The sequence below is a fragment of the Nitrosomonas eutropha genome (assembly GCF_900116685.1).
Lineage (GTDB): Bacteria > Pseudomonadota > Gammaproteobacteria > Burkholderiales > Nitrosomonadaceae > Nitrosomonas > Nitrosomonas eutropha_A.
Genome location: NZ_FPBL01000007.1, coordinates 1 through 19,423, shown reverse-complemented (window position 1 = coordinate 19,423; position 19,423 = coordinate 1). Strand labels below are relative to the sequence as shown.

General features: G+C 45.7%; 22 protein-coding genes and 1 tRNA gene. 21 read left to right on the top strand and 2 right to left on the bottom strand.

The features are described 5' to 3' along the window. Nucleotides 1-32: 32 nt before the first annotated feature. The 14 genes from glmS to queC all read left to right on the top strand — a co-directional run bounded on the left by glmS (nt 33) and on the right by queC (nt 11,582). Nucleotides 33-1,880 (top strand): glutamine--fructose-6-phosphate transaminase (isomerizing), encoded by a 1,848-nt coding sequence (glmS, locus tag BM331_RS08055; RefSeq protein WP_074928718.1) that lies wholly within the window; start codon nt 33-35, stop codon nt 1,878-1,880. Nucleotides 1,881-2,033: 153 nt separating this feature from the next. Beyond that, on the top strand, nt 2,034-2,759 hold the full coding sequence (locus tag BM331_RS08050) for a YebC/PmpR family DNA-binding transcriptional regulator (protein WP_074928716.1): 726 nt from the start codon (nt 2,034-2,036) through the stop codon (nt 2,757-2,759). A 2-nt stretch (nt 2,760-2,761) separates the two neighbouring features. Next, the gene (gene ruvC, locus BM331_RS08045) at nt 2,762-3,298 is read left to right on the top strand and encodes a crossover junction endodeoxyribonuclease RuvC (RefSeq protein ID WP_074928863.1); all 537 of its coding nucleotides are present in this window, start codon (nt 2,762-2,764) and stop codon (nt 3,296-3,298) included. Beyond that, on the top strand, nt 3,295-3,879 hold the full coding sequence (gene ruvA, locus BM331_RS08040) for a Holliday junction branch migration protein RuvA (protein WP_074928714.1): 585 nt from the start codon (nt 3,295-3,297) through the stop codon (nt 3,877-3,879). The genes ruvC and ruvA overlap by 4 nt, the downstream gene beginning before the upstream one ends. Before the next feature lie 18 nt (nt 3,880-3,897). Then, nucleotides 3,898-4,938, top strand: coding sequence for a Holliday junction branch migration DNA helicase RuvB (ruvB, locus tag BM331_RS08035; RefSeq protein WP_074928713.1), 1,041 nt, complete (start codon nt 3,898-3,900; stop codon nt 4,936-4,938). Between the two features lie 61 nt (nt 4,939-4,999). Then, a complete protein-coding gene (gene ybgC / locus BM331_RS08030) occupies nt 5,000-5,413 on the top strand; it encodes a tol-pal system-associated acyl-CoA thioesterase (protein WP_074928711.1) in 414 nt (137 codons plus the stop codon). Beyond that, nucleotides 5,406-6,110 carry a protein TolQ gene (gene tolQ / locus BM331_RS08025; protein ID WP_074928709.1) on the top strand — a complete coding sequence of 235 codons (705 nt, stop codon included), beginning with the start codon at nt 5,406-5,408 and terminating at the stop codon, nt 6,108-6,110. Before ybgC ends, tolQ begins: the two co-directional genes overlap by 8 nt. Next, the gene (tolR, locus tag BM331_RS08020; protein ID WP_177217851.1) at nt 6,107-6,523 is read left to right on the top strand and encodes a protein TolR; all 417 of its coding nucleotides are present in this window, start codon (nt 6,107-6,109) and stop codon (nt 6,521-6,523) included. Before tolQ ends, tolR begins: the two co-directional genes overlap by 4 nt. Nucleotides 6,524-6,543: 20 nt before the next feature. Further along, on the top strand, nt 6,544-7,440 hold the full coding sequence (tolA, locus tag BM331_RS08015) for a cell envelope integrity protein TolA (RefSeq protein ID WP_074928708.1): 897 nt from the start codon (nt 6,544-6,546) through the stop codon (nt 7,438-7,440). A gap of 38 nt (nt 7,441-7,478) precedes the next feature. Further along, nucleotides 7,479-8,750 (top strand): Tol-Pal system beta propeller repeat protein TolB, encoded by a 1,272-nt coding sequence (gene tolB, locus BM331_RS08010; protein ID WP_074928706.1) that lies wholly within the window; start codon nt 7,479-7,481, stop codon nt 8,748-8,750. A gap of 54 nt (nt 8,751-8,804) precedes the next feature. Further along, nucleotides 8,805-9,326, top strand: coding sequence for a peptidoglycan-associated lipoprotein Pal (pal, locus tag BM331_RS08005; protein ID WP_074928704.1), 522 nt, complete (start codon nt 8,805-8,807; stop codon nt 9,324-9,326). After that, nucleotides 9,326-10,147: a tol-pal system protein YbgF gene (gene ybgF, locus BM331_RS08000; protein ID WP_074928702.1), complete on the top strand. Its 822-nt coding sequence runs from the start codon at nt 9,326-9,328 to the stop codon at nt 10,145-10,147. Before pal ends, ybgF begins: the two co-directional genes overlap by 1 nt. Before the next feature lie 91 nt (nt 10,148-10,238). Then, the gene (gene queE / locus BM331_RS07995) at nt 10,239-10,874 is read left to right on the top strand and encodes a 7-carboxy-7-deazaguanine synthase QueE (protein WP_074928701.1); all 636 of its coding nucleotides are present in this window, start codon (nt 10,239-10,241) and stop codon (nt 10,872-10,874) included. Nucleotides 10,875-10,895: 21 nt separating this feature from the next. Beyond that, nucleotides 10,896-11,582: a 7-cyano-7-deazaguanine synthase QueC gene (queC, locus tag BM331_RS07990; RefSeq protein WP_074928699.1), complete on the top strand. Its 687-nt coding sequence runs from the start codon at nt 10,896-10,898 to the stop codon at nt 11,580-11,582. Here queC and BM331_RS07985 read toward each other — a convergent pair whose 3' ends face one another. Further along, nucleotides 11,583-11,936 (bottom strand): dihydroneopterin aldolase, encoded by a 354-nt coding sequence (locus BM331_RS07985; protein ID WP_074928698.1) that lies wholly within the window; start codon nt 11,934-11,936, stop codon nt 11,583-11,585. It lies immediately after the preceding gene. Nucleotides 11,937-12,021: 85 nt separating this feature from the next. On the opposite strand from BM331_RS07985, the gene plsY reads away from it, so the two are divergent. Continuing rightward, complete coding sequence (gene plsY / locus BM331_RS07980; protein ID WP_074928696.1) at nt 12,022-12,624, top strand: glycerol-3-phosphate 1-O-acyltransferase PlsY; 603 nt, start codon at nt 12,022-12,024, stop codon at nt 12,622-12,624. A gap of 17 nt (nt 12,625-12,641) precedes the next feature. Here plsY and tsaD read toward each other — a convergent pair whose 3' ends face one another. Further along, entirely contained in the window at nt 12,642-13,664 is a 1,023-nt protein-coding gene (tsaD, locus tag BM331_RS07975; protein WP_074928694.1) for a tRNA (adenosine(37)-N6)-threonylcarbamoyltransferase complex transferase subunit TsaD, read from the bottom strand. 13 nt (nt 13,665-13,677) lie between these two features. Here tsaD and BM331_RS07970 point away from each other — a divergent pair, with 13 nt between their 5' ends. From BM331_RS07970 to BM331_RS07945, 6 genes are all read left to right on the top strand, one after another. Next, complete coding sequence (locus tag BM331_RS07970) at nt 13,678-13,881, top strand: hypothetical protein (protein ID WP_143100944.1); 204 nt, start codon at nt 13,678-13,680, stop codon at nt 13,879-13,881. Nucleotides 13,882-13,939: 58 nt separating this feature from the next. Next, entirely contained in the window at nt 13,940-14,152 is a 213-nt protein-coding gene (gene rpsU / locus BM331_RS07965) for a 30S ribosomal protein S21 (RefSeq protein ID WP_011110871.1), read from the top strand. A 31-nt stretch (nt 14,153-14,183) separates the two neighbouring features. Beyond that, the gene (locus tag BM331_RS07960) at nt 14,184-14,633 is read left to right on the top strand and encodes a GatB/YqeY domain-containing protein (RefSeq protein ID WP_074928691.1); all 450 of its coding nucleotides are present in this window, start codon (nt 14,184-14,186) and stop codon (nt 14,631-14,633) included. A 95-nt stretch (nt 14,634-14,728) separates the two neighbouring features. Next, nucleotides 14,729-16,531 carry a DNA primase gene (gene dnaG, locus BM331_RS07955; protein ID WP_074928689.1) on the top strand — a complete coding sequence of 601 codons (1,803 nt, stop codon included), beginning with the start codon at nt 14,729-14,731 and terminating at the stop codon, nt 16,529-16,531. 183 nt (nt 16,532-16,714) lie between these two features. Next, nucleotides 16,715-18,964, top strand: coding sequence for an RNA polymerase sigma factor RpoD (rpoD, locus tag BM331_RS07950; RefSeq protein WP_177217850.1), 2,250 nt, complete (start codon nt 16,715-16,717; stop codon nt 18,962-18,964). 50 nt (nt 18,965-19,014) lie between these two features. After that, nucleotides 19,015-19,091: transfer RNA gene (locus BM331_RS07945), tRNA-Ile, on the top strand. Nucleotides 19,092-19,423: the final 332 nt, after the last annotated feature.

The window sequence follows — 19,423 nt, the reverse complement described above, 5'->3', positions numbered from 1 at the left end:
TATACAAGGTAGAGCTGAATAGAGGACAGGTTATGTGCGGTATTGTAGGTGCAATTGCGAAAAATGATGTTGTACCGTTTTTATTGGAAGGATTATCCAGGCTTGAGTACCGTGGTTATGACTCGGCGGGAATCGTGATTGCAGATGGTACATTGCACAGATTGCGGACAACGGGCCGTGTTTCGGAGCTGAGCAAGCTGGTTCATGCCGGAGGAACATCAGGATTTACCGGTATTGCGCATACCCGTTGGGCAACGCATGGTGCGCCTTCTGAGCGGAATGCCCATCCGCATTTTTCTGGTGACCAAAGAAAAATTGCCGTTGTACATAACGGTATTATTGAAAATCACGAAACTCTCCGGCAACGTTTACAGCAAGAGGGATTTAAATTTCTGTCAGATACCGACACCGAAGTAATTGCTCATTTGATTTCGCTTTATCTTCGTGAGACCGATGATTTGCTGGATGCTGTCTGCCATTCCCTTGAGGAGTTACAAGGCGCATATGCTATCGCTGTTATGGAAGAGTCGCGTCAGGATCGCATTGTCGTTGCCAGAAATGGAGCTCCACTCTTGCTTGGGATAGATGATGATGGACTTTATGCTGCTTCTGATGCCTCTGCGCTAGTACAGATTACACAGAGAATTGTGTATCTTGAAGAAGGAGATGTCGCGGAGTTATCCAGTGATGGATATCGTATTTTGAATTGCCTGGATACGGTAAAAGGCTGTGAAGTTACCCGTGAAGTAATTGAGAGCAGCTTGACACGGGATGCGGTGGAGTTAGGTCCATATTCGCATTTTATGCAAAAGGAGATCTTTGAGCAGCCGGTTGCTGTGGCAAATACTCTGGAAATGGTGTTGAATGCACAATCAGTGTCTCCTCAATTATTTGGCAGTGAAGCACAAACTATTTTTGCCCAGACTCAGGGAATACTGATACTTGCTTGCGGGACTAGCTATCATGCTGGTCTGGTTGCAAAATACTGGCTGGAAACAATTGCAAGACTTCCTTGTAATGTCGAGATTGCCAGTGAATATCGATATCGCAATCCAATTGCTGATCCGGCTACGCTGGTTATTGGCATTTCCCAATCCGGTGAAACTGCGGATACTCTGGCTGCGCTAAGTTATGCCAAGTCATTAGGCCATCGCTACAACCTGGCAATTTGTAACGTGCCGGAAAGTGCCCTGGTCAGGCAAACCAATCTGCGCTTCCTGACTCGTGCCGGTCCTGAAATTGGAGTTGCTTCCACAAAAGCTTTCACTACGCAGCTGGCGGTTTTGCTGTTGTTTACAGCAGTACTTGCAAAGATACGCGACAAATTGCCGCTTGAAGACGAACAGAAAATGATTGCCGCATTACGGCATTTGCCAGTTGCGATACAGCGTGCGCTTCAAAGTGAGCCGGAAATTAAAAAATGGGCAGGAGATTTTTCCCAGAAACACCATGCTCTATTTTTGGGGCGTGGCGTACACTATCCAATCGCATTGGAGGGGGCGCTGAAGCTTAAGGAGATTTCGTATATTCACGCTGAAGCTTATGCCGCAGGTGAACTCAAGCACGGCCCGCTTGCACTTGTAGATAGTGGAATGCCTGTAGTTGCCATAGCCCCGAATGATGTGCTACTGGAAAAGCTGAAATCCAATTTGCATGAAGTGCGTGCACGCGGAGGGGAGTTATACGTCTTTGCAGATGCAGATTCACGTATTGAGGAGAGTGAAGGGGTGCATATTATTCGCATGGATGAATATGGGGGTGTACTTAGTCCCATTTTGCATACCATTCCGTTACAGCTACTGGCTTATCACGTGGCTTTGCAAAAGGGTACTGATGTTGATAAACCCAGAAATCTGGCAAAATCCGTTACGGTTGAGTAATTGAGCCGCTTTGATTTTCAGCTTGAGATTAAAGTATCCAAGTATTCACTGGTCCGCAGGAAAAACGACCAGCCAGACGCACAGCTGCGGCATGCTTTATACAATGCCGCTGGAATGGTAGCATTGTAGCCTTTCAATGATTAGAGGAAGTCAATGGCTGGTCATAGCAAGTGGGCCAATATTAAGCATAAAAAGGCCGCGCAAGATGCAAGACGAGGAAAGATCTTTACTCGTCTGATTAAGGAAATTACAGTTGCTGCCCGGCTGGGTGGTGGGGATCCTGGTAGTAATCCCCGGTTAAGATTGGCGATGGATAAAGCCTTTGGACATAACATGCCAAAGGATAATGTCGAGCGTGCGATCAAGCGCGGGTGTGGTGAGCTCGAAGGCGTTAACTATGAGGAAATTCGCTACGAAGGCTATGGGGTATCCGGGGCTGCTGTCATGGTTGATTGCATGACGGATAACCGTACACGAACCGTGGCGGATGTTCGCCATGCATTTACCAAGCACGGGGGTAACCTGGGAACGGATGGTTCTGTCTCTTATTTGTTCACACATTGTGGCCAATTATTATTTGCGCCAGGTATTGATGAAGCGCAGTTACTGGAGGTTGCACTCAATGCGGGCGCGGAAGATGTTATCGATAATGATGATGGCAGTCTGGAAGTTATTACCAATCCGGATACATTTGTAACAGTCAAGGACGAGCTGGAAAATGCTGGTTTTAAGGCTGAACTGGCTGAGGTAACCTGGAAGCCAGAAAACGAAGTCTTTCTGCAGGGTGATGATGCAATCAGAATGCAGAAGCTGTTGGATGCTCTGGAAGATATAGACGATGTACAGGATGTTTATACCACTGCAGTCTTAGATATTTGATCTTGCTACCTTCCGGCAAGAGTATCCGCATACTGGGCATTGACCCTGGCTTACGTATCACAGGTTTTGGTGTTATCGAAAAAAATGGAAGCCAACTAACCTACCTTGGGAGTGGCTGTGTAATAACCGAAAAATCCGGTTTGCCGGATCGCTTGAAGACTATCCTTGATGGACTGAATGAAATTATTTTGCAACACCAGCCGGAGCAGGTTGCTGTAGAACAGGTTTTTGTCAATATCAATCCCAAATCGACGCTGTTGCTCGGGCAGGCTCGCGGTGCCGCAATTAGTGCAGCAGTTCTTCATGAACTTTCCGTGTATGAATATACTGCTCTGCAAATCAAGCAATCTGTAGTGGGGAATGGTCATGCCCGGAAAGAGCAGGTGCAGGAAATGGTGATGCGATTGTTGAGGCTGGGAGAACGCCCTCGCCCGGATGCGGCTGATGCGTTGGCCTGTGCCATTTGCCATGCTCATGGAGGAACAGGTTTGCTTGCCCTGAGTGTACGCAATCATCTGAAACGAGGTAGTTGTCTGTGATTGGCAGAATTACCGGGTTGCTGCTTGAGAAACATCCTCCGTTGGTACTGGTTGACGTACAAGGTACCGGTTATGAAATTGACGTGCCGATGAGTACCTTCTGCAAATTACCTGATATTGGCAAAAAAGTAACGCTCCATACCCATTTATGGGTGCGTGAGGATGCACATTTGCTGTTTGGTTTTATGACGGAACAGGAACGTACTCTTTTTCGCCAGCTTACAAAAATTTCTGGTATTGGTGCGAGAACAGGTTTAGCGATCTTGTCTGGCCTAAACGTCACAGATCTCCATCAAGCTGTGGTATCGCAGGACAGTATTCGCCTAACCAAAATCCCCGGAATTGGAAAGAAGACGGCGGAGCGTTTATTACTGGAGTTGCGCGATAAGATCGACCCAGTAGCGATCCTTTCTGAAACGGGAGTGGTTGCATCTAACGTTGACAAAGACATTCTCTCTGCATTATTAGCACTAGGCTATAATGGCCGCGAAGTTAACCGGGCATTAGAGCAGCTGTCAGAAGGCGTTACGGTATCTGATGGTATTATGCAGTCACTTAAATTTTTGTCGAAAGTAAAATAACGTTTTGGCTGATCTTAAATGATTGAATCGGATCGGATTATCACTGCCTCTCCGTTTTCTTCTCAAGAAGAAGTAATAGAACGTGCGCTTCGTCCTGTCCAGCTGGATGACTATGTCGGTCAGGAAAAAATTCGTGAGCAATTGAAGATTTTTATTGAGGCTGCCAGACAAAGGCAAGAAGCACTGGATCATGTGTTGCTGTTTGGCCCGCCCGGATTGGGTAAAACGACACTGGCCCATATTATTGCTCGCGAAATGGGTGTGAATTTGCGCCAGACTTCTGGCCCGGTACTTGAGCGCGCGGGTGATCTGGCAGCCTTGCTGACCAATCTGGAAGCGAATGATGTATTGTTCATTGATGAAATTCACCGGCTTTCTCCCATTGTTGAGGAAATCCTGTATCCGGCGATGGAGGATTACCAGCTGGATATCATGATCGGCGAGGGGGTAGCAGCAAGATCAGTCAAGATTGATTTGCCAAGTTTTACTCTGGTGGGGGCGACTACGCGCGCGGGTATGTTGACCAACCCTCTGAGAGACCGCTTTGGGATCGTTTCCCGTCTGGAATTTTATACTTCCGATGAGCTCAGCAAGATCGTTACCCGTTCTGCCGGGTTGCTTGATGTCGATATTACTGCCGATGGCGCCAGGGAGATTGCATGCAGATCACGGGGCACGCCACGGATCGCCAATCGATTACTGCGCAGAGTCCGTGATTTTGCTGAAGTTCGGGCGAATGGGCGTATTGATCGCCAGGTAGCAGATGCTGCATTGCAGATGCTGGATGTTGATGCTACTGGTCTGGATGTGCTGGATAGAAAGCTTCTGCTAGCGGTGCTGGAAAAGTTTGGTGGTGGCCCGGTGGGAGTGGATAATCTTGCTGCAGCTATCAATGAGGAACGTGACACGATTGAAGAAGTGCTGGAGCCTTATCTTATTCAGCAGGGTTTTCTGCAGCGTACACCTCGTGGCCGAATGGCAACAACCATGACTTATCAGCATTTCGATATCATTCCTTCGCAGCAAGCCGCTACACCTGGTCTGTTTAACTCAGATTAAAAATCGGTAATAACCCGCAAGCCAAGAATTCAATATCTTTCTGAAGAGTATTTTTACAAAAATGAAAGCTGCTTTTTTTCATCCCGTGCGTGTCTACTACCAGGATACTGATACGGGAGGCGTTGTATATCACGGATCTTACCTCAACTTCATGGAACGTGCCCGTTACGAGTGGTTGCGCGATCTGGGGTTTACGGTGGATACCATGATCCGGTCACATAAAATGATTTTTCTTATTCGTTCGCTCAGTATCGAGTATTTCAAGCCAGCTGTACTAGACGATTTATTGGACATAACTGTGAAGGTGACAGAAGTGGGCAGAAGCCGGATAACATTGCAGCAGCAGATTTTACGTGAACAAGGTACACTTGCCAGCGCCATTGTTCATGCAGTATGTGTCGGATCAGATACGTTGAAGCCGATTAGTATTCCAGTGCCACTTCGTCAAAAAATAGAAAACGGCCATCATGAGTAAAACCATCACCCAGGATTTATCATTTCTTCACCTGATTAGCGGTGCAAGCCTCCCGGTTCAACTGGTTATGCTGCTATTGTTATTAGCTTCATTTATTTCCTGGTGGTTTATTTTCAGAAAATTATTTACTCTCCGCCAGGAAATCAAACAAACCGATGAATTTGAAAGCGTATTTTGGCGTGGATCAGATTTGAATGCGCTTTATCAGCGAGCAGCCAGTGCACGCCATGCAGCAGGTAGTATGGAGCGTATTTTTGAAGCCGGATTTCGTGAATTCACCAAATATCAGTCGGGGGTTGATATCGGTCCCATTATGGACAGTACACGTGGCGCGATGCGGGCCGTTTACCAGCGAGAAATGGACAGGCTTGAATCACATTTATCATTCCTGGCCACCGTAGGATCTGTAAGTCCGTACGTAGGATTGTTCGGAACGGTGTGGGGAATCATGAATGCCTTTCGTGAGCTGTCCAATGTTGGTCAGGCGACCATCGCGCATGTTGCGCCTGGTATTGCTGAAGCACTGATTGCAACGGCAATGGGGCTTTTTGCAGCAATTCCGGCCGTGATTGCCTATAATCGCTATGCCAGTGATACTGCTCAGCTCGCTACTCGTTATGAAAGTTTTATAGAGGAAGTATCCAACGTTCTGCAGCGCCGTGTGGCCAAACCTCGGGATGTGGCAAATTTCTCATGATCCCGCGTCGCAGTAAACGCAGATTAATGAATGAAATCAATGTTGTGCCGTATATTGACGTCATGCTGGTGCTACTTATTATTTTTATGATCACAGCACCGCTTATCCAGCCCAGCCAGGTAGAATTGCCTGAAATCGGTAAATCGTCTACACCTCCAGCAGAACCTTTAGAAGTCACAATTACTGCAAATGGAAATCTCACGTTACGCGATCGTGCCGGTGCGAACAGGGAGCAGCAGGTGAATCGCAGCCAGCTGGTGGAGCTGATCAAGGCCAGACAGGCACAGAATGCCAATCAGCCTGTCGTGATTGCAGCAGATAAAAATGTTCGTTACGAAGAGGTGATTCAAGTAATGGATATGCTGCAACAGCAACAAATCCGTAAAATCGGGTTGTTAACCAAGTCAAAATAAACTATCGGGGTGTATGCGCAATGGTCCGGCTGCCCAGGAATAAGAGCGAACCTGGAAAACTGCGTGCGGCATTATTTGCCCTGTTGGTACATGCAGCATTTCTCGCTTTGCTGGTATTTGGCCTGAACTGGAAGAATGAAGCACCTGAAGCGATGTCCGTTGATTTATGGGCGGATCTGCCTCAGCGCCCGATCAAACCTGTACCCCCTATTGCGAAGGTAACATCTCAGCCTCAACCGGCTAAGCCGCAATCCCGGCCACAGCAAAAAACTCAACCCCAGCCTCAGCCAGTGATTAAAGTGGCACCTCCTCCAGTGCGTAAACCTGAGATTGCGCTTAAGGATAAAACGGAAAAACCACAACCTAAAGAGGAAGTAAAAAACCCGGAGCCAGTGAAAAAGGAAGTACCAAAAGAAGAACTAGCCAAGAAACCGGTAGAGAAACCAGTATCCAAGGAAGGGGTAAAGAAATCCGAACCGATCAAGAAAGAAGTACCCAAAGTTGAACCTGTCAAAAAAGTCGAACAAAAAACTGAGAAAAAGGATGACACTCGACAGCAAGTTAAAGCACAAGAGCAGACTCAGCAGCGCGAACAGCAGATGGCTGCAGTGAAGGCAGCCCAAGCCAGAGCGCTGGGTGAAATAGAAAAATACAAAGCCATGATTCAGGCCAAGATTCGCAGCCGGATTATCATGCCACCGGATCTTCCAGGAAATCCCGCAGTTGAGTTTATGGTGACTCTGTTACCGGGAGGAGATGTGCTGGTAGTAACTTTGCGCAAATCAAGTAGTTATGCTGCGTTTGATGAGGCAGTGGAGAGGGCGATTTATCTGGCTAAGCCCTTGCCTTTACCTCCGGATCCTGGATTGTTTAATGAGTTTCGTAATTTAAATCTTACTGTTTATTATCGTGAATAGTTTTTGATCTACCTCTACAACATGACATGGTGATTCATATGCGTAATTTTTTGTATTGCACCGGTGTATTTTTGTTGTTATGGATGAATACACCGCTACAAGCTGCTCTTAATATTGAAATCTTTGGTGGTGGGGCTAACAGGGTGCCGATTGCTATAGCTCCGTTTAATGGCGAAAGAGGACTTCCCCAGAATATTTCGGCAATTATATCGGCTGATCTGGAGCGTAGCGGGATATTTAAACTGGTTGACCCGTTGGGGTTAACTTCGCAGGAGCCGGTGAGCTATGTCGATTGGCTGGGGCGCGGTGCAAGTGCGCTGGTTATCGGCAGTGCATCAATGTTGCCAGACGGGCGGGTGGATATCCAGTTTCGCTTACTGGATGTTGCCAAACAGGTTCAACTGACCGGATTTAGTGGTGCCGTTACGACCGAACAGCTGCGTGCTTTTGCACATCGTATTGCGGATATTGTGTATGAAGCGCTGACAAATGAACCTGGTGTATTCAGTACAAGGATTGCCTTCGTTAGAAAACAGGGAAGCCGCTATGCATTGCAAGTGTCAGATTATGATGGATTCAATGCACGTTCATTGATCGAGTATACCGAGCCGATCATCTCTCCGGCCTGGTCGCCTGATGCTAGCAAAGTTGCTTACACTTCCTTTGAAAAGAAAAAACCAGTGGTTTATGTGCAAGCGCTGGCAACCCGTGAACGTAAGGTGGTAGCAAATTTCAAAGGCAGTAACAGTGCCCCGACCTGGTCGCCTGATGGTAATAAATTAGCAGTAGTTTTGACATTGCATGGTGGATCACAGATTTATCTAATCAATGCGGATGGTAGTGGGCTACAGAGGATTTCACAAAGTCCTGGGATAGATACCGAACCAAATTTTTCACCAGATGGAAAATGGCTGATATTTACTTCTGACAGAGGAGGAAGTCCGCAGATATATCGTATGCCGGTATCTGGCGGTGCTGCCGAGAGGTTGACCTTTGAAGGAGATTACAATGTCAGTCCGCGTTATAGCTCGGATGGAAAACGGTTTGTCTATATCCACAGAAATTCCGGCCGATTCAGCGTTGCTGTGCAGGATTTATCGACTCGCCAGATGCAATTGCTAACGGATTCCAGTTTTGATGAATCCCCCAGTTTCTCCCCTAATAATCGCATGGTTCTGTACACAACGGAAGTGAGTGGGCGTGGTATATTATCCATCGTTTCCAGTGATGGTCAGACAAGAAGTCGTTTTTCGCAGGAAGCGGGAGATATCCGGGAAGCGGTTTGGGGGCCGTTACTGAAACAGCGGTAATGTGGGTAAGAAATGTTCATTGAATGTGGGTCAATTATTTATTTATGGTGAGAAATGAAAAAAATTTTTGCAGTATTGGCGATTAGCCTGCTGTCAGCTTGCGCCAGCGATAATGCACAACAAACTTCTGATGTTGAGGATCATTCGTATAACAGAGGAGGGGAAGGTGAGGGCATGCGAAGCGGTGCCGGATCGGATGGATTTGGGATGAATCCATTGCAAGACCCTAATAACATATTGTCTCGCCGCAGTGTCTACTTTGACTTTGACAGTTATACGGTAAAGGGCGAGTACCGTGATCTGGTTCTGGCACACGCTAGCTATTTGCGTGATAACCTGAATGCGCAAGTGTTACTGCAAGGCAATACTGATGAACGTGGCAGCCGGGAATATAACCTTGCACTTGGACAACGCCGAGCCAACAGTGTGAAGGATATCCTGTTGCTATCCGGTGCCCGTGATCAGCAGGTTGAAGCTGTCAGCCTGGGTGAAGAAAAGCCGCGTGCTCTGGGGAATGATGAATCATCCTGGACCGAGAACCGACGTACTGATATTCTCTATCAAGGGGAGTATTAATGTTTTTGCGCGCTTTCTTGCCATTACTTTTGCTTCTTGGTTATGGCGTTGCACAAGCTGCACTGTTTGGTGATTCTGAAACACGTGAACAGTTGGAGGCGCTGCGCACAAAGGTGTTGGAAATGGAAGCGCGCATGCAGCGTACGGAAGAAGTTTTTATGGGTCAATCTCTGATCGAATTGCATTCTCAGGCAGAAGCCCTCAAGGAGGAAATGGGAAAACTGCGAGGACAGATAGAGGTACTTGAGGATGAGAATCGGTCATTACGCAAGCGACAAAAAGATTTTTATCTGGATCTTGATAACCGACTGCGTCAGATTGAACCTGGTTCAGCGAGCGTTTCTGTGCCGGATGCCGGAATTTCTATCCCGGCATCAGAACTGCCAGCTGCTGATATAAAAAATACTACGCCTCTCAAAACGCCCGTGATTCTGCAATTACCGGATACAGCGCAGCGCAATCGCTATGATGCAGCCTATGCTTTGTTTAAGGATGGCGATTATTCCGGGTCGATAGCCAGTTTCGAGAGTTTCTTGTCCCAGCATCCCCAATCTGCTTTGGCACCTGCCGCAGCCTATTGGATTGGAAATGCACATTACGCAATGAGAAATTTTGACAAAGCGATTTCTGCGCAACAGCGATTAATTGAAACGTATCCTGATAGTCCCAAAATACCGGATGGGCTTCTTAATATGGCAAGCAGCCAGGTTGAAATCGGCCAAAAAGCTGCTGCCAGAAAAACATTGGAAAATCTCATTGCGAACCACCCCGGTACTGAGGCGGCAGAAAAGGCCAAGCGTCGTCTGGGATCTCTCAAATAGATATGCTGCTAAAATTTAGCACAACTTGTTCTACTCATTTTTAAACTCCTCTTGGCAATCAGGGGGAATATCCCAGTTCCGTTAGGATCCGATGTTACGAGTTACGGAAATTTTCTATTCGCTTCAGGGGGAAACAAGTCGGATGGGACTGCCCACGGTATTTATCCGTCTGACCGGCTGCCCGTTACGTTGTGGATATTGTGATACCAGCTACGCATTTTCTGGTGGTGAAAGTGTGGATATCAATGAAATCATGCACAAAGTGGCTTCATTTTCTCCGCATTATGTCACCGTTACGGGAGGGGAGCCGTTAGCTCAAGCCGACTGCCTGATTCTGCTGACAGCTTTGTGTGATCAAGGATATTCTGTTTCTCTTGAAACCAGCGGAGCACTGGATATTTCACGAGTAGATACGCGTGTATCGAGAATTCTGGATATAAAAACCCCAGGTTCTGGTGAGATGGAAAAAAATTACTGGAATAACCTCGACTGCTTAACTGCTCATGATGAAATAAAATTTGTACTGTGTGATCGGGCTGATTATGACTGGGCGATGCAAAAACTCTTGAAGCTGAAGTTGGATAACATCTGCCCGGTTTTGTTTTCCCCAGTCTATAACCAGCTTGATCCCGCAGCACTGGCAGCTTGGATATTGCAAGATCGATTACCGGTTCGTTTGCAGTTCCAGCTACATAAGTTACTTTGGGGGGAGTGTGTCGGGCGATAAAACAGTAGACAGGCTTGCTTCATGAAAAAAGCAGTTGTGCTGTTATCAGGAGGACTGGATTCCGCTACAACACTTGCTATTGCCAAGGAAAACGGGTTTGCTTGTTACGCACTCAGTGTTGATTATAGTCAGCGTCATGCTGCTGAGTTAACTGCTGCGATGCGAATCGGCCAATCACTTCAAGTCCATGATCATCAATTCCTCAAGCTGGATTTGACTGTTCTGGCCAGCTCTGCGTTGACCGATCCTTCTGTTACTGTTCCGATACATGGCACCAGCCCAGGAATTCCAGTCACTTACGTTCCGGCCCGGAACACCATTATGTTGTCGCTGGCGCTGGCGTGGGCGGAGGTGCTGGGCAGCCAGGATATTTTTATCGGTGTAACAGCTGTTGATTATTCTGGATATCCTGATTGCCGACTGGATTATATTGATGCCTTTGAGAAAATGGCGAATCTGGCCACAAAAGCAGGAAGAGAGAGCAATCTTCTAAAGGTGCATGCTCCTTTAATTAATCTGCCCAAGCATGACATCATTCATCGCGGTATAGGGCTTGGAATAGATTACAGTATGACTGTTTCCTGTTACCAGGCAGATGAAAGCGGGTGGGCTTGTGGTCAGTGCGATGCGTGCCATATCCGCCGAGCTGGTTTTGCAGCGGCAAATATTCCCGATCCAACACACTACCAGAACAAACAGGCAGGATGATTACAATCGACTGCGCTCGATGCAGATACCAAGCTGCTTTACCCCTTGAATAACATCTAGCTTTGCTGCACTGATTTTTACCCAAGGTGAACCAAATTCATTAAGAATCATCTGAGCAATGTTTTCTGTGAGCGTTTCCAGTAAAGAAAAATGTTGCTGATCGAGCATTGAATTAATTTTATACGCGACTTGTGAATAATCCAGCGTATCTTCAATATAATCAGTCTTGCTGGCCTGTTGAGAAGGCAAAGCAATCTCAAGATTTAATTCGATAGTTTGCGGAATTTTCCTTTCCCAAGGATAAATACCGATCAAGGTTTTTATTCTGAATTCTTTGAGAAAGATGATATCCATAGACAGGTTCCGGGTTGACTTGGGGATTACGGGTAATACTAGGATTTCACAATTTTAGTTTATTTATTGGAATGTAAAAGCTTTGATGATTACGGTGATTCTGATTTTTTCTGCCTACTTGTTGGGCTCAATTTCTTTTGCTATTGTTGCAAGCTGGTTATTCAAGCTTCCGGATCCGCGTAGTTACGGTTCCGGTAATCCCGGAGCAACGAATGTATTGCGTACCGGTAAGAAAGCGGCAGCGGCAGTAACATTATTGGGAGATGCAGGTAAAGGCTGGGTAGCGGTTGTGGCCGCTAAATATTTTGGTAATGCTCTGGGATTAGGTGATGAAGTCATTGCCAGCGCAGCACTTGCAGTATTTTTGGGACATTTGTTTCCGGTTTTTCTTGCGTTTAAAGGTGGAAAAGGCGTTGCCACATCGGCAGGCATACTGTTGGGATTAAATCCTTGGTTAGGTATTCTTGCTATATTGACTTGGATAATCGTTGCACTGTTTTCGCGTATTTCTTCATTATCTGCCTTATTGACAGCTCTACTTGCACCGTTGTACACCTATTTTTTATTGCAGAAAGAGATGCTGACAATAACCGTGCTCATCATATCCATACTCTTGATATTAAAGCATCAATCGAATATTGCTAACTTGATCGCCGGCAAGGAAGCAAGGATAGACAAAAGTAGCTGATTTCAAGCTGTATGTTTTCATAAATCTTCCAGGTTCCAGCGAGCCTTGATAGTAAAGCTGCCGTCTGATCCGGGTGGTTTTTCGTTGAGCTGCTGCAAACGTAATGCGCCGGCCAAGGCGATCATTGCACCATTATCAGTACAAAATTCCAGTTCAGGAAAGAAGACGACAATACCTGTTCCAGCCAGGTGATGTTGCAGTTTTTGGCGTAAACGGCTATTTGCGCCTACACCACCGGCTACAACCAGTTGTTGCAATCTGGTGATTTTTAAAGCAGTAATAGATTTTTTTACCAGTACGTCAGTAACCGCATCTTCAAAAGCAAGTGCGATGTCGGCACGGGTTTGAGTGCTTGCTTTCTGTTTGTGTTTGTTAATGAGTAAAGCTGCGGCTGTTTTTAATCCACTAAAACTGAAATTCAGGTCGTTACTGTTAAGCATGGGGCGTGGAAGTCTAAATCTTCCCGGCTGGCCTTGGGTCGCCAGGTCTGCGAGCAATTTTCCACCCGGATAATCCAAGCCCAATAGTTTTGCAGTTTTATCAAATGCTTCTCCTGCCGCATCATCTACTGTTTCACCCAATAGCTTGTATTGCCCGATTCCTTTTACGTGCATTAATTGAGTGTGTCCTCCGGATACAAGCAGCGCCACAAACGGAAAATCAGGTGCCGGATCAGATAAAAGTGGGGAAAGAAGATGACCTTCAAGATGATGAATGTTCAATACGGGGATGTTGCGTGCAAAAGCTAGTGCATTGCCAATACTCGCACCTGTCAATAACGCCCCCGCAAGTCCTGGACCCTGGGTATAGGCAATTGCATCAATAGCTTCCAGAGAAATATTCGTTTGTTCGAGTACCTGGGCGACTAGGGGTAATACCCGACGGATATGATCACGTGATGCGAGTTCCGGCACAACGCCACCATAATCACGATGCATGTCAACTTGAGAGTACAGAGCGTGGCCAAGCAATCTTCGCCGGGTATCATAGAGCGCTATGCCTGTTTCATCACATGAAGTTTCAATACCTAATACGAGCATTTTGAGATTTTTGGTGAGAAATATTTTTTGTGGTGATCAAACTTTCTTTTGGAAAAAAATGATTGATGTTAAACTAGCGGGATTTTTCGAGGCCAATTGGGCAAACAGGCCTTGGAGAAAGCGGGCTGGTTTGGAGCTAACTTGTGTTGCTTCATTATTCAAACAAGGAATCAGTCAGGTTTATAACTTAGTTTTAACTGCAGGGCAAACCGATTAACGCTTGCTTTGTGTGATATGGAAAACAATCAAAGGAGACCGAAAGGAATTATTACTTTATGACTACTGTTAAAGTCAAGGAAAATGAGCCATTTGAAATTGCAATGCGGCGTTTTAAACGTTCTATTGAAAAAACAGGTTTACTGACCGAGTTGCGCGCACGGGAATTTTATGAAAAACCCACAGCTGTGCGTAAGCGTAAACATGCTGCGGCGGTAAAGCGTACCTATAAACGGTTACGTAGTCAGATGTTGCCCCCCAAATTGTATTGATTCCATCTGTTTTTCTGGATTTCATCATTTCATGAGATTAAGGCAAAAAATAACCGAGGATATGAAGTCGGCAATGCGTGCAGGGGACGTGAAGCGTCGAGACGCGTTACGTTTGCTGCAAGCTGCCTTAAAACAAAGAGAAGTTGATGAGCGGATTGAGCTGGATGATGGTGCCGTAGTTACTGTGATAGAGAAAATGCTTAAGCAGCGTAGGGATTCCATTTCACAATATGAAGCGGCACAGCGTCAAGATTTGGCAGATATTGAAAAATTTGAGGTAGAGGTTCTGCAGGTGTATATGCCTGTAGCACTAAGTGATGCTGAGCTGGATGCTACGATAAATGAAGTGATTGCTTCACTTGGAGAAAGTGGATCACTAAAAATTGGGCAGATCATAGCGCTTCTTAAGCCAAGGCTTGCAGGTCAGGCAGATATGGGAAGGGTATCCCGGCTGGTAAAGGAAAAAATCGCATCAAATTAAGCTGAAGCTAGCCAACTGATACCTGTTTCCAGGCAGGCATACTTCGGAAGAGGTGTACCCCGAGTGGTCTTTTATCGGAAATTTATTACCTATAAATGATTGCGCAGCCATTTATCCAGGAATTGCTGGATCGTATCGATATTGTCGATATTGTTACAAGACATCTTCAACTTAAAAAGGCGGGCGCAAATTTTACGGCGTGCTGTCCTTTCCATAATGAAAAAACTCCGTCATTTACTGTAAATTCATCGAAGCAGTTTTACCATTGCTTTGGTTGTGGCAGACATGGTAATGCTATTAACTTTTTGATGGAACATAGTGGAGTCAGTTTTGTCGAAGCAGTGGAAAGTCTCGTGGCGCATGCTGGTATGCAGATTCCTGCTTGGAAAAATGTTAATTCAAGAGCGCCTGATCCAAGCGAAGCTTCATTGAATGAAGTGAGATTCGATGAGGTGGGTGAGGTTATACAAACATCGCCTGACTTGTATGGGCGGATGGAGCAGGCTGCAAAGTTTTATCGTGTGCAACTTAAACAATCAGAGTTGGCGATTGCTTATTTGAAAGATCGGGGTGTTTCAGGGCAGACTGCTTTACGTTTTGGAATCGGATACGCACCTTCCGGTTGGCAAAATCTGGCTGAGATCTTTACAGATTATCCGCCAGGTGGCTCCAGTCACGCGCTGGTGCGATCAGGCTTGATCGTTGCTCATGAAGGTAAGAAAAACTATGACCGCTTCCGTCATCGGATCATGTTCCCTATTCTCGATCATAAAAAGAAAATAGTAGGGTTTGGCGGACGAGCATTGGATGGGAATGAACCGAAGTACCTCAATTCACCGGAAACCTCGTTATTTGTCAAAGGACGCGAACTTTATAATCTGGTATCAGCTGGTCCGGCAATCCGAAAATCAGGTCGGGTGGTCGTCGTAGAAGGTTATATGGATGTTGTAATGCTTGTGCAGTACGGCATTGAGAACGTAGTGGCAACTTTAGGTACGGCAACGACGTCTACGCATATTCAGAAGCTTTTACGTTATACAGATGAAGTGGTTTTTTGTTTTGATGGAGATGAAGCTGGTACAAAAGCTGCTTGGCGAGCATTGGAAACCAGTTTGCCGCAACTCAAAGATGGAAAGGATATCAAATTCTTATTTTTGCCGGATAAGGAGGATCCAGATAGCTATATTCGCAAATATGGCAAGGATGCTTTTGAAGATCTGCTGGAAAAAGCTCAGTTGCTATCCGTATTTTTTTGTAAAGAGTTATCCAGTCGTGTGAATCTTGGTACGAGTGAAGGGCGTGCTCGATTGGTTCAGCAGGCAGAGCCGCTGCTTGTGCAGATTAATGCTCCTGTATTTGGATTTATGTTAATGAAGCGTATTTCTGAGTTGGCTGGAGTGGATCAGAATCAGCTGATTGCTTTTCTGAAACCCGGAAAGAAGAATCAGCCTTCCACATCTCGTTCAAGCGTATCCAGGCCATTATCAGTTACGCCATATCGAAGGTTGATACAGATTTTGCTACACACTCCAGCTTATGTGGATAAGCTGGATACAGATCTTTTTGCATTAAATGATGGCCAAAGTGAGGAAAAAGCATTGTTGGCTGCATTGGTGGATTTTCTTAAAACATCTTCCTGTGCTTCGATGGATGAATTGAATTCAGTAGCAATCATGTTGCATCTTGATCAAACACCACATCGTGTTTTATTGGAAAAGATTGCCCGGGATATATATGTAAAAGATGTAGATTGGGATATCGATGCTGAATTTACTGGGGCAATGGTGCGATTACGAGAAGCTCAGCGTAAGTTGAGAGTGTCAGAATTACACAATAGGCCGCTTGCATCACTTACTCCGGAAGAGAAAAAAGAGTTGCGTCGATTGATACTTTCCTGAGCTATGGTGCACGGGGTATTTTTTACAAGATGATCAAAATAAAAAATTTTGGATATACCAAATTGTGTTGCCGTGATTGGTTGATAAGCGATACTTTTGTTCATATATTAAAAGTGTGTCAAAAGTTTGATACAATTAAAAGCTTTCGGTTTGTTTCGTCTTTAGTCTTAATGGGTGCTCTGCATGGCAAAAGCAAAAGTGTCAGAATCAGCTAAAAAAAATACTGTTACATCACAAAAAACGACTGAAACAAAAAGCAAAAAAGCGCCTGTTACAGTCCACGATGATGAGATTAAAGTGGTGGTTAAGGGTACTAGCGATATTTCTGTGGTTGAATCAGGGGGGCCGTCTGTTAAAAAGAAGGTGATCACCAAGAAAAAATCTGTCAAGGGAACGAAGTTAAGCAGTGATCTAACTGCCTCGTCCGGACAGGATGTGGTGTCGCTTGAAACAGGAGTGGAAGAGTTGAAACCCGTTGATGACATTTCTGAAAAAAACAAAGTGAGTAAAAAAGGTAAAAGCCCTCTTTCAGAGAAGCAGGTTATTGAACTCAGCGGGAACTCCGTGTCCATATCATTGGGCGATGATGTCGAATTACGCAGAATGCGTTTGAAAAAATTAATTATGCAGGGTAAGGAACGCGGTTATTTGACTTACTCTGAGATTAACGACCACTTGCCGGACGATATGCTGGATGCTGATCAAATTGAAAGCATTATCAGTATGATCAATGACATGGGTATTTCGGTGCACGATGAGGCGCCTGATGCAGAAGCTTTACTGATGTCGGATACAGCGACAGCAGTGGCTGACGAAGATGTGGCTGAAGAAACGGAAGCGGCACTTTCCAGTGTGGACTCGGAGTTTGGACGTACCACAGATCCAGTACGGATGTATATGCGTGAAATGGGCTCGGTAGGGTTGTTGACGCGAGAAAGTGAAATAGAAATCGCCAAGCGTATCGAAGATGGTTTAAGGCATATGATCCAGGCAATTTCTGCCTGCCCGACAATTATAGAAAACATCCTTGGGCTGGCTGCAGATGTGGAAAGCGGCCAGTTGCGCGCAGACGAGCTGGTCGATGGTTTCTTGGATGACGATACAGAGGAAATTATAGGCAAGGGAATGCCTGAAGAATCACTGGATCAGGACTTTGATTCAGATGAAACTGAAGAAGAGCAAATGGCTTCAGCTAATGCCGATATGCTGAAGATGAAAAATGAGGTGCTGGAGCGTTTTGCAGTGATACGTCAAACCTATGATGATATGAAAAAAATCATTGATAAAAAGGGTGGTGGGCGCCAGGACAAGAAATACAAGCAGCTACAGGAAAAAATTTCTGCCGAATTGATGGCAATGCGCTTCTCGGCCAAGATGGTTGAAAGGTTGTGTGATACACAACGCACTATTGTGAATGATATTCGCAGCTGCGAACGCAAAATTGCCGAATTGTGTGTTGTGCGGGCGAGAATGCCACGAAATCATTTTATTAAGGCATTTCCAGGTAACGAAATAAATGTTGACTGGATCGACTCGGAAGTGGGTGCAAATCAGTCTTACAGTCAGTCTCTTGAGCACTATCGTCCGGCTGTTATGGAGCAGCAGCAGAAGATGCTTACTCTTCAGAAACAAGCTGGTATTCCTATCAAGGAATTGAAGGAAATTAATCGTCGTATGACGACGGGTGAAGCCAAAGCACGACGCGCAAAGCGCGAAATGACAGAGGCTAATTTGCGGTTAGTTATTTCAATTGCCAAGAAATACACTAATCGCGGATTGCAGTTCCTTGATCTGATACAGGAAGGTAATATCGGATTGATGAAGGCAGTTGATAAATTCGAATATCGACGTGGATACAAATTTTCAACGTATGCGACATGGTGGATCCGTCAGGCGATTACACGCTCTATCGCAGATCAGGCGCGTACTATTCGCATCCCTGTGCACATGATAGAAACTATCAACAAGATGAATCGTATATCTCGTCAGATTCTACAGGAAACCGGACAAGAGCCGGAACCTGCAGTGCTTGCAGAAAAAATGGAGATGACTGAGGAAAAAATCAGAAAAATCCTCAAGATATCGAAAGAACCAATTTCAATGGAAACACCTATTGGTGATGATGAGGATTCTCACTTGGGAGATTTTATTGAAGATGTCTCTACCATGGAACCGGCCGATGCTGCTATTTATGCGGGATTACGCACTGTCACAAAAGATGTACTGGACTCTTTAACGCCTCGGGAAGCAAAAGTTTTACGCATGCGTTTCGGTATTGAAATGAATACGGATCATACTCTGGAAGAGGTGGGAAGGCAGTTTGATGTGACGCGTGAACGGATTCGCCAGATTGAGGCAAAAGCACTGCGAAAATTAAGACATCCTGCTCGATCTGACCGACTGCGCAGCTTCCTGGATAGTGGAAATTCCTGATAATATATTAATCAAATTAATAAAAAAGCTATAAATAACTTCTATCATCAGGGTCTGTAGCTCAGTTGGTTAGAGCAGGGGACTCATAATCCCTTGGTCGTAGGTTCAAGTCCTACCAGACCCACCATTTATCAAAGCCAGCCTAAGTGCTGGCTTTTTATTTGGTGCACCCAGCATGATGGGCGTATGCCTGTGGGTATCAATCCCACACGTAAGTGGGTCGTAACGAACGAAGTGAGGCGCGCACAATCGCGTGAGGGTGACTGAGCGTGGGGAGGAGGAGTGGAGCGAAGCTGCAGCCGATGGGCAATAATCTGGTAGAGGGTATGGCGAATGCGTAAGATGCCGTGAAGGGCAGATTTGATGTAGTGGTCAAGTAATTTCAGACCCTGCGATAGGTTCTTTTGCTACAGCATGTAACTCATAATCAACCGGTGTGATATACCCGAGCGTGGAGTG

What these genes read in the sequence shown, in the direction of transcription:
- pal (WP_074928704.1), top strand. Translation starts at nt 8,805, where the DNA reads ATGAAAAAAATTTTTGCAGTATTGGCGATTAGCCTGCTGTCAGCTTGC.
- ybgC (WP_074928711.1), top strand. Translation starts at nt 5,000, where the DNA reads ATGAAAGCTGCTTTTTTTCATCCCGTGCGTGTCTACTACCAGGATACT.
- BM331_RS07960 (WP_074928691.1), top strand. Translation starts at nt 14,184, where the DNA reads ATGAGATTAAGGCAAAAAATAACCGAGGATATGAAGTCGGCAATGCGT.
- tolQ (WP_074928709.1), top strand. Translation starts at nt 5,406, where the DNA reads ATGAGTAAAACCATCACCCAGGATTTATCATTTCTTCACCTGATTAGC.
- dnaG (WP_074928689.1), top strand. Translation starts at nt 14,729, where the DNA reads ATGATTGCGCAGCCATTTATCCAGGAATTGCTGGATCGTATCGATATT.
- queE (WP_074928701.1), top strand. Translation starts at nt 10,239, where the DNA reads ATGTTACGAGTTACGGAAATTTTCTATTCGCTTCAGGGGGAAACAAGT.
- ruvB (WP_074928713.1), top strand. Translation starts at nt 3,898, where the DNA reads ATGATTGAATCGGATCGGATTATCACTGCCTCTCCGTTTTCTTCTCAA.
- BM331_RS08050 (WP_074928716.1), top strand. Translation starts at nt 2,034, where the DNA reads ATGGCTGGTCATAGCAAGTGGGCCAATATTAAGCATAAAAAGGCCGCG.
- rpsU (WP_011110871.1), top strand. Translation starts at nt 13,940, where the DNA reads ATGACTACTGTTAAAGTCAAGGAAAATGAGCCATTTGAAATTGCAATG.
- tsaD (WP_074928694.1), bottom strand. Translation starts at nt 13,664, where the DNA reads ATGCTCGTATTAGGTATTGAAACTTCATGTGATGAAACAGGCATAGCG.
- ybgF (WP_074928702.1), top strand. Translation starts at nt 9,326, where the DNA reads ATGTTTTTGCGCGCTTTCTTGCCATTACTTTTGCTTCTTGGTTATGGC.
- plsY (WP_074928696.1), top strand. Translation starts at nt 12,022, where the DNA reads ATGATTACGGTGATTCTGATTTTTTCTGCCTACTTGTTGGGCTCAATT.
- glmS (WP_074928718.1), top strand. Translation starts at nt 33, where the DNA reads ATGTGCGGTATTGTAGGTGCAATTGCGAAAAATGATGTTGTACCGTTT.
- queC (WP_074928699.1), top strand. Translation starts at nt 10,896, where the DNA reads ATGAAAAAAGCAGTTGTGCTGTTATCAGGAGGACTGGATTCCGCTACA.
- tolA (WP_074928708.1), top strand. Translation starts at nt 6,544, where the DNA reads ATGGTCCGGCTGCCCAGGAATAAGAGCGAACCTGGAAAACTGCGTGCG.
- BM331_RS07985 (WP_074928698.1), bottom strand. Translation starts at nt 11,936, where the DNA reads ATGGATATCATCTTTCTCAAAGAATTCAGAATAAAAACCTTGATCGGT.
- tolR (WP_177217851.1), top strand. Translation starts at nt 6,107, where the DNA reads ATGATCCCGCGTCGCAGTAAACGCAGATTAATGAATGAAATCAATGTT.
- rpoD (WP_177217850.1), top strand. Translation starts at nt 16,715, where the DNA reads ATGGCAAAAGCAAAAGTGTCAGAATCAGCTAAAAAAAATACTGTTACA.
- tolB (WP_074928706.1), top strand. Translation starts at nt 7,479, where the DNA reads ATGCGTAATTTTTTGTATTGCACCGGTGTATTTTTGTTGTTATGGATG.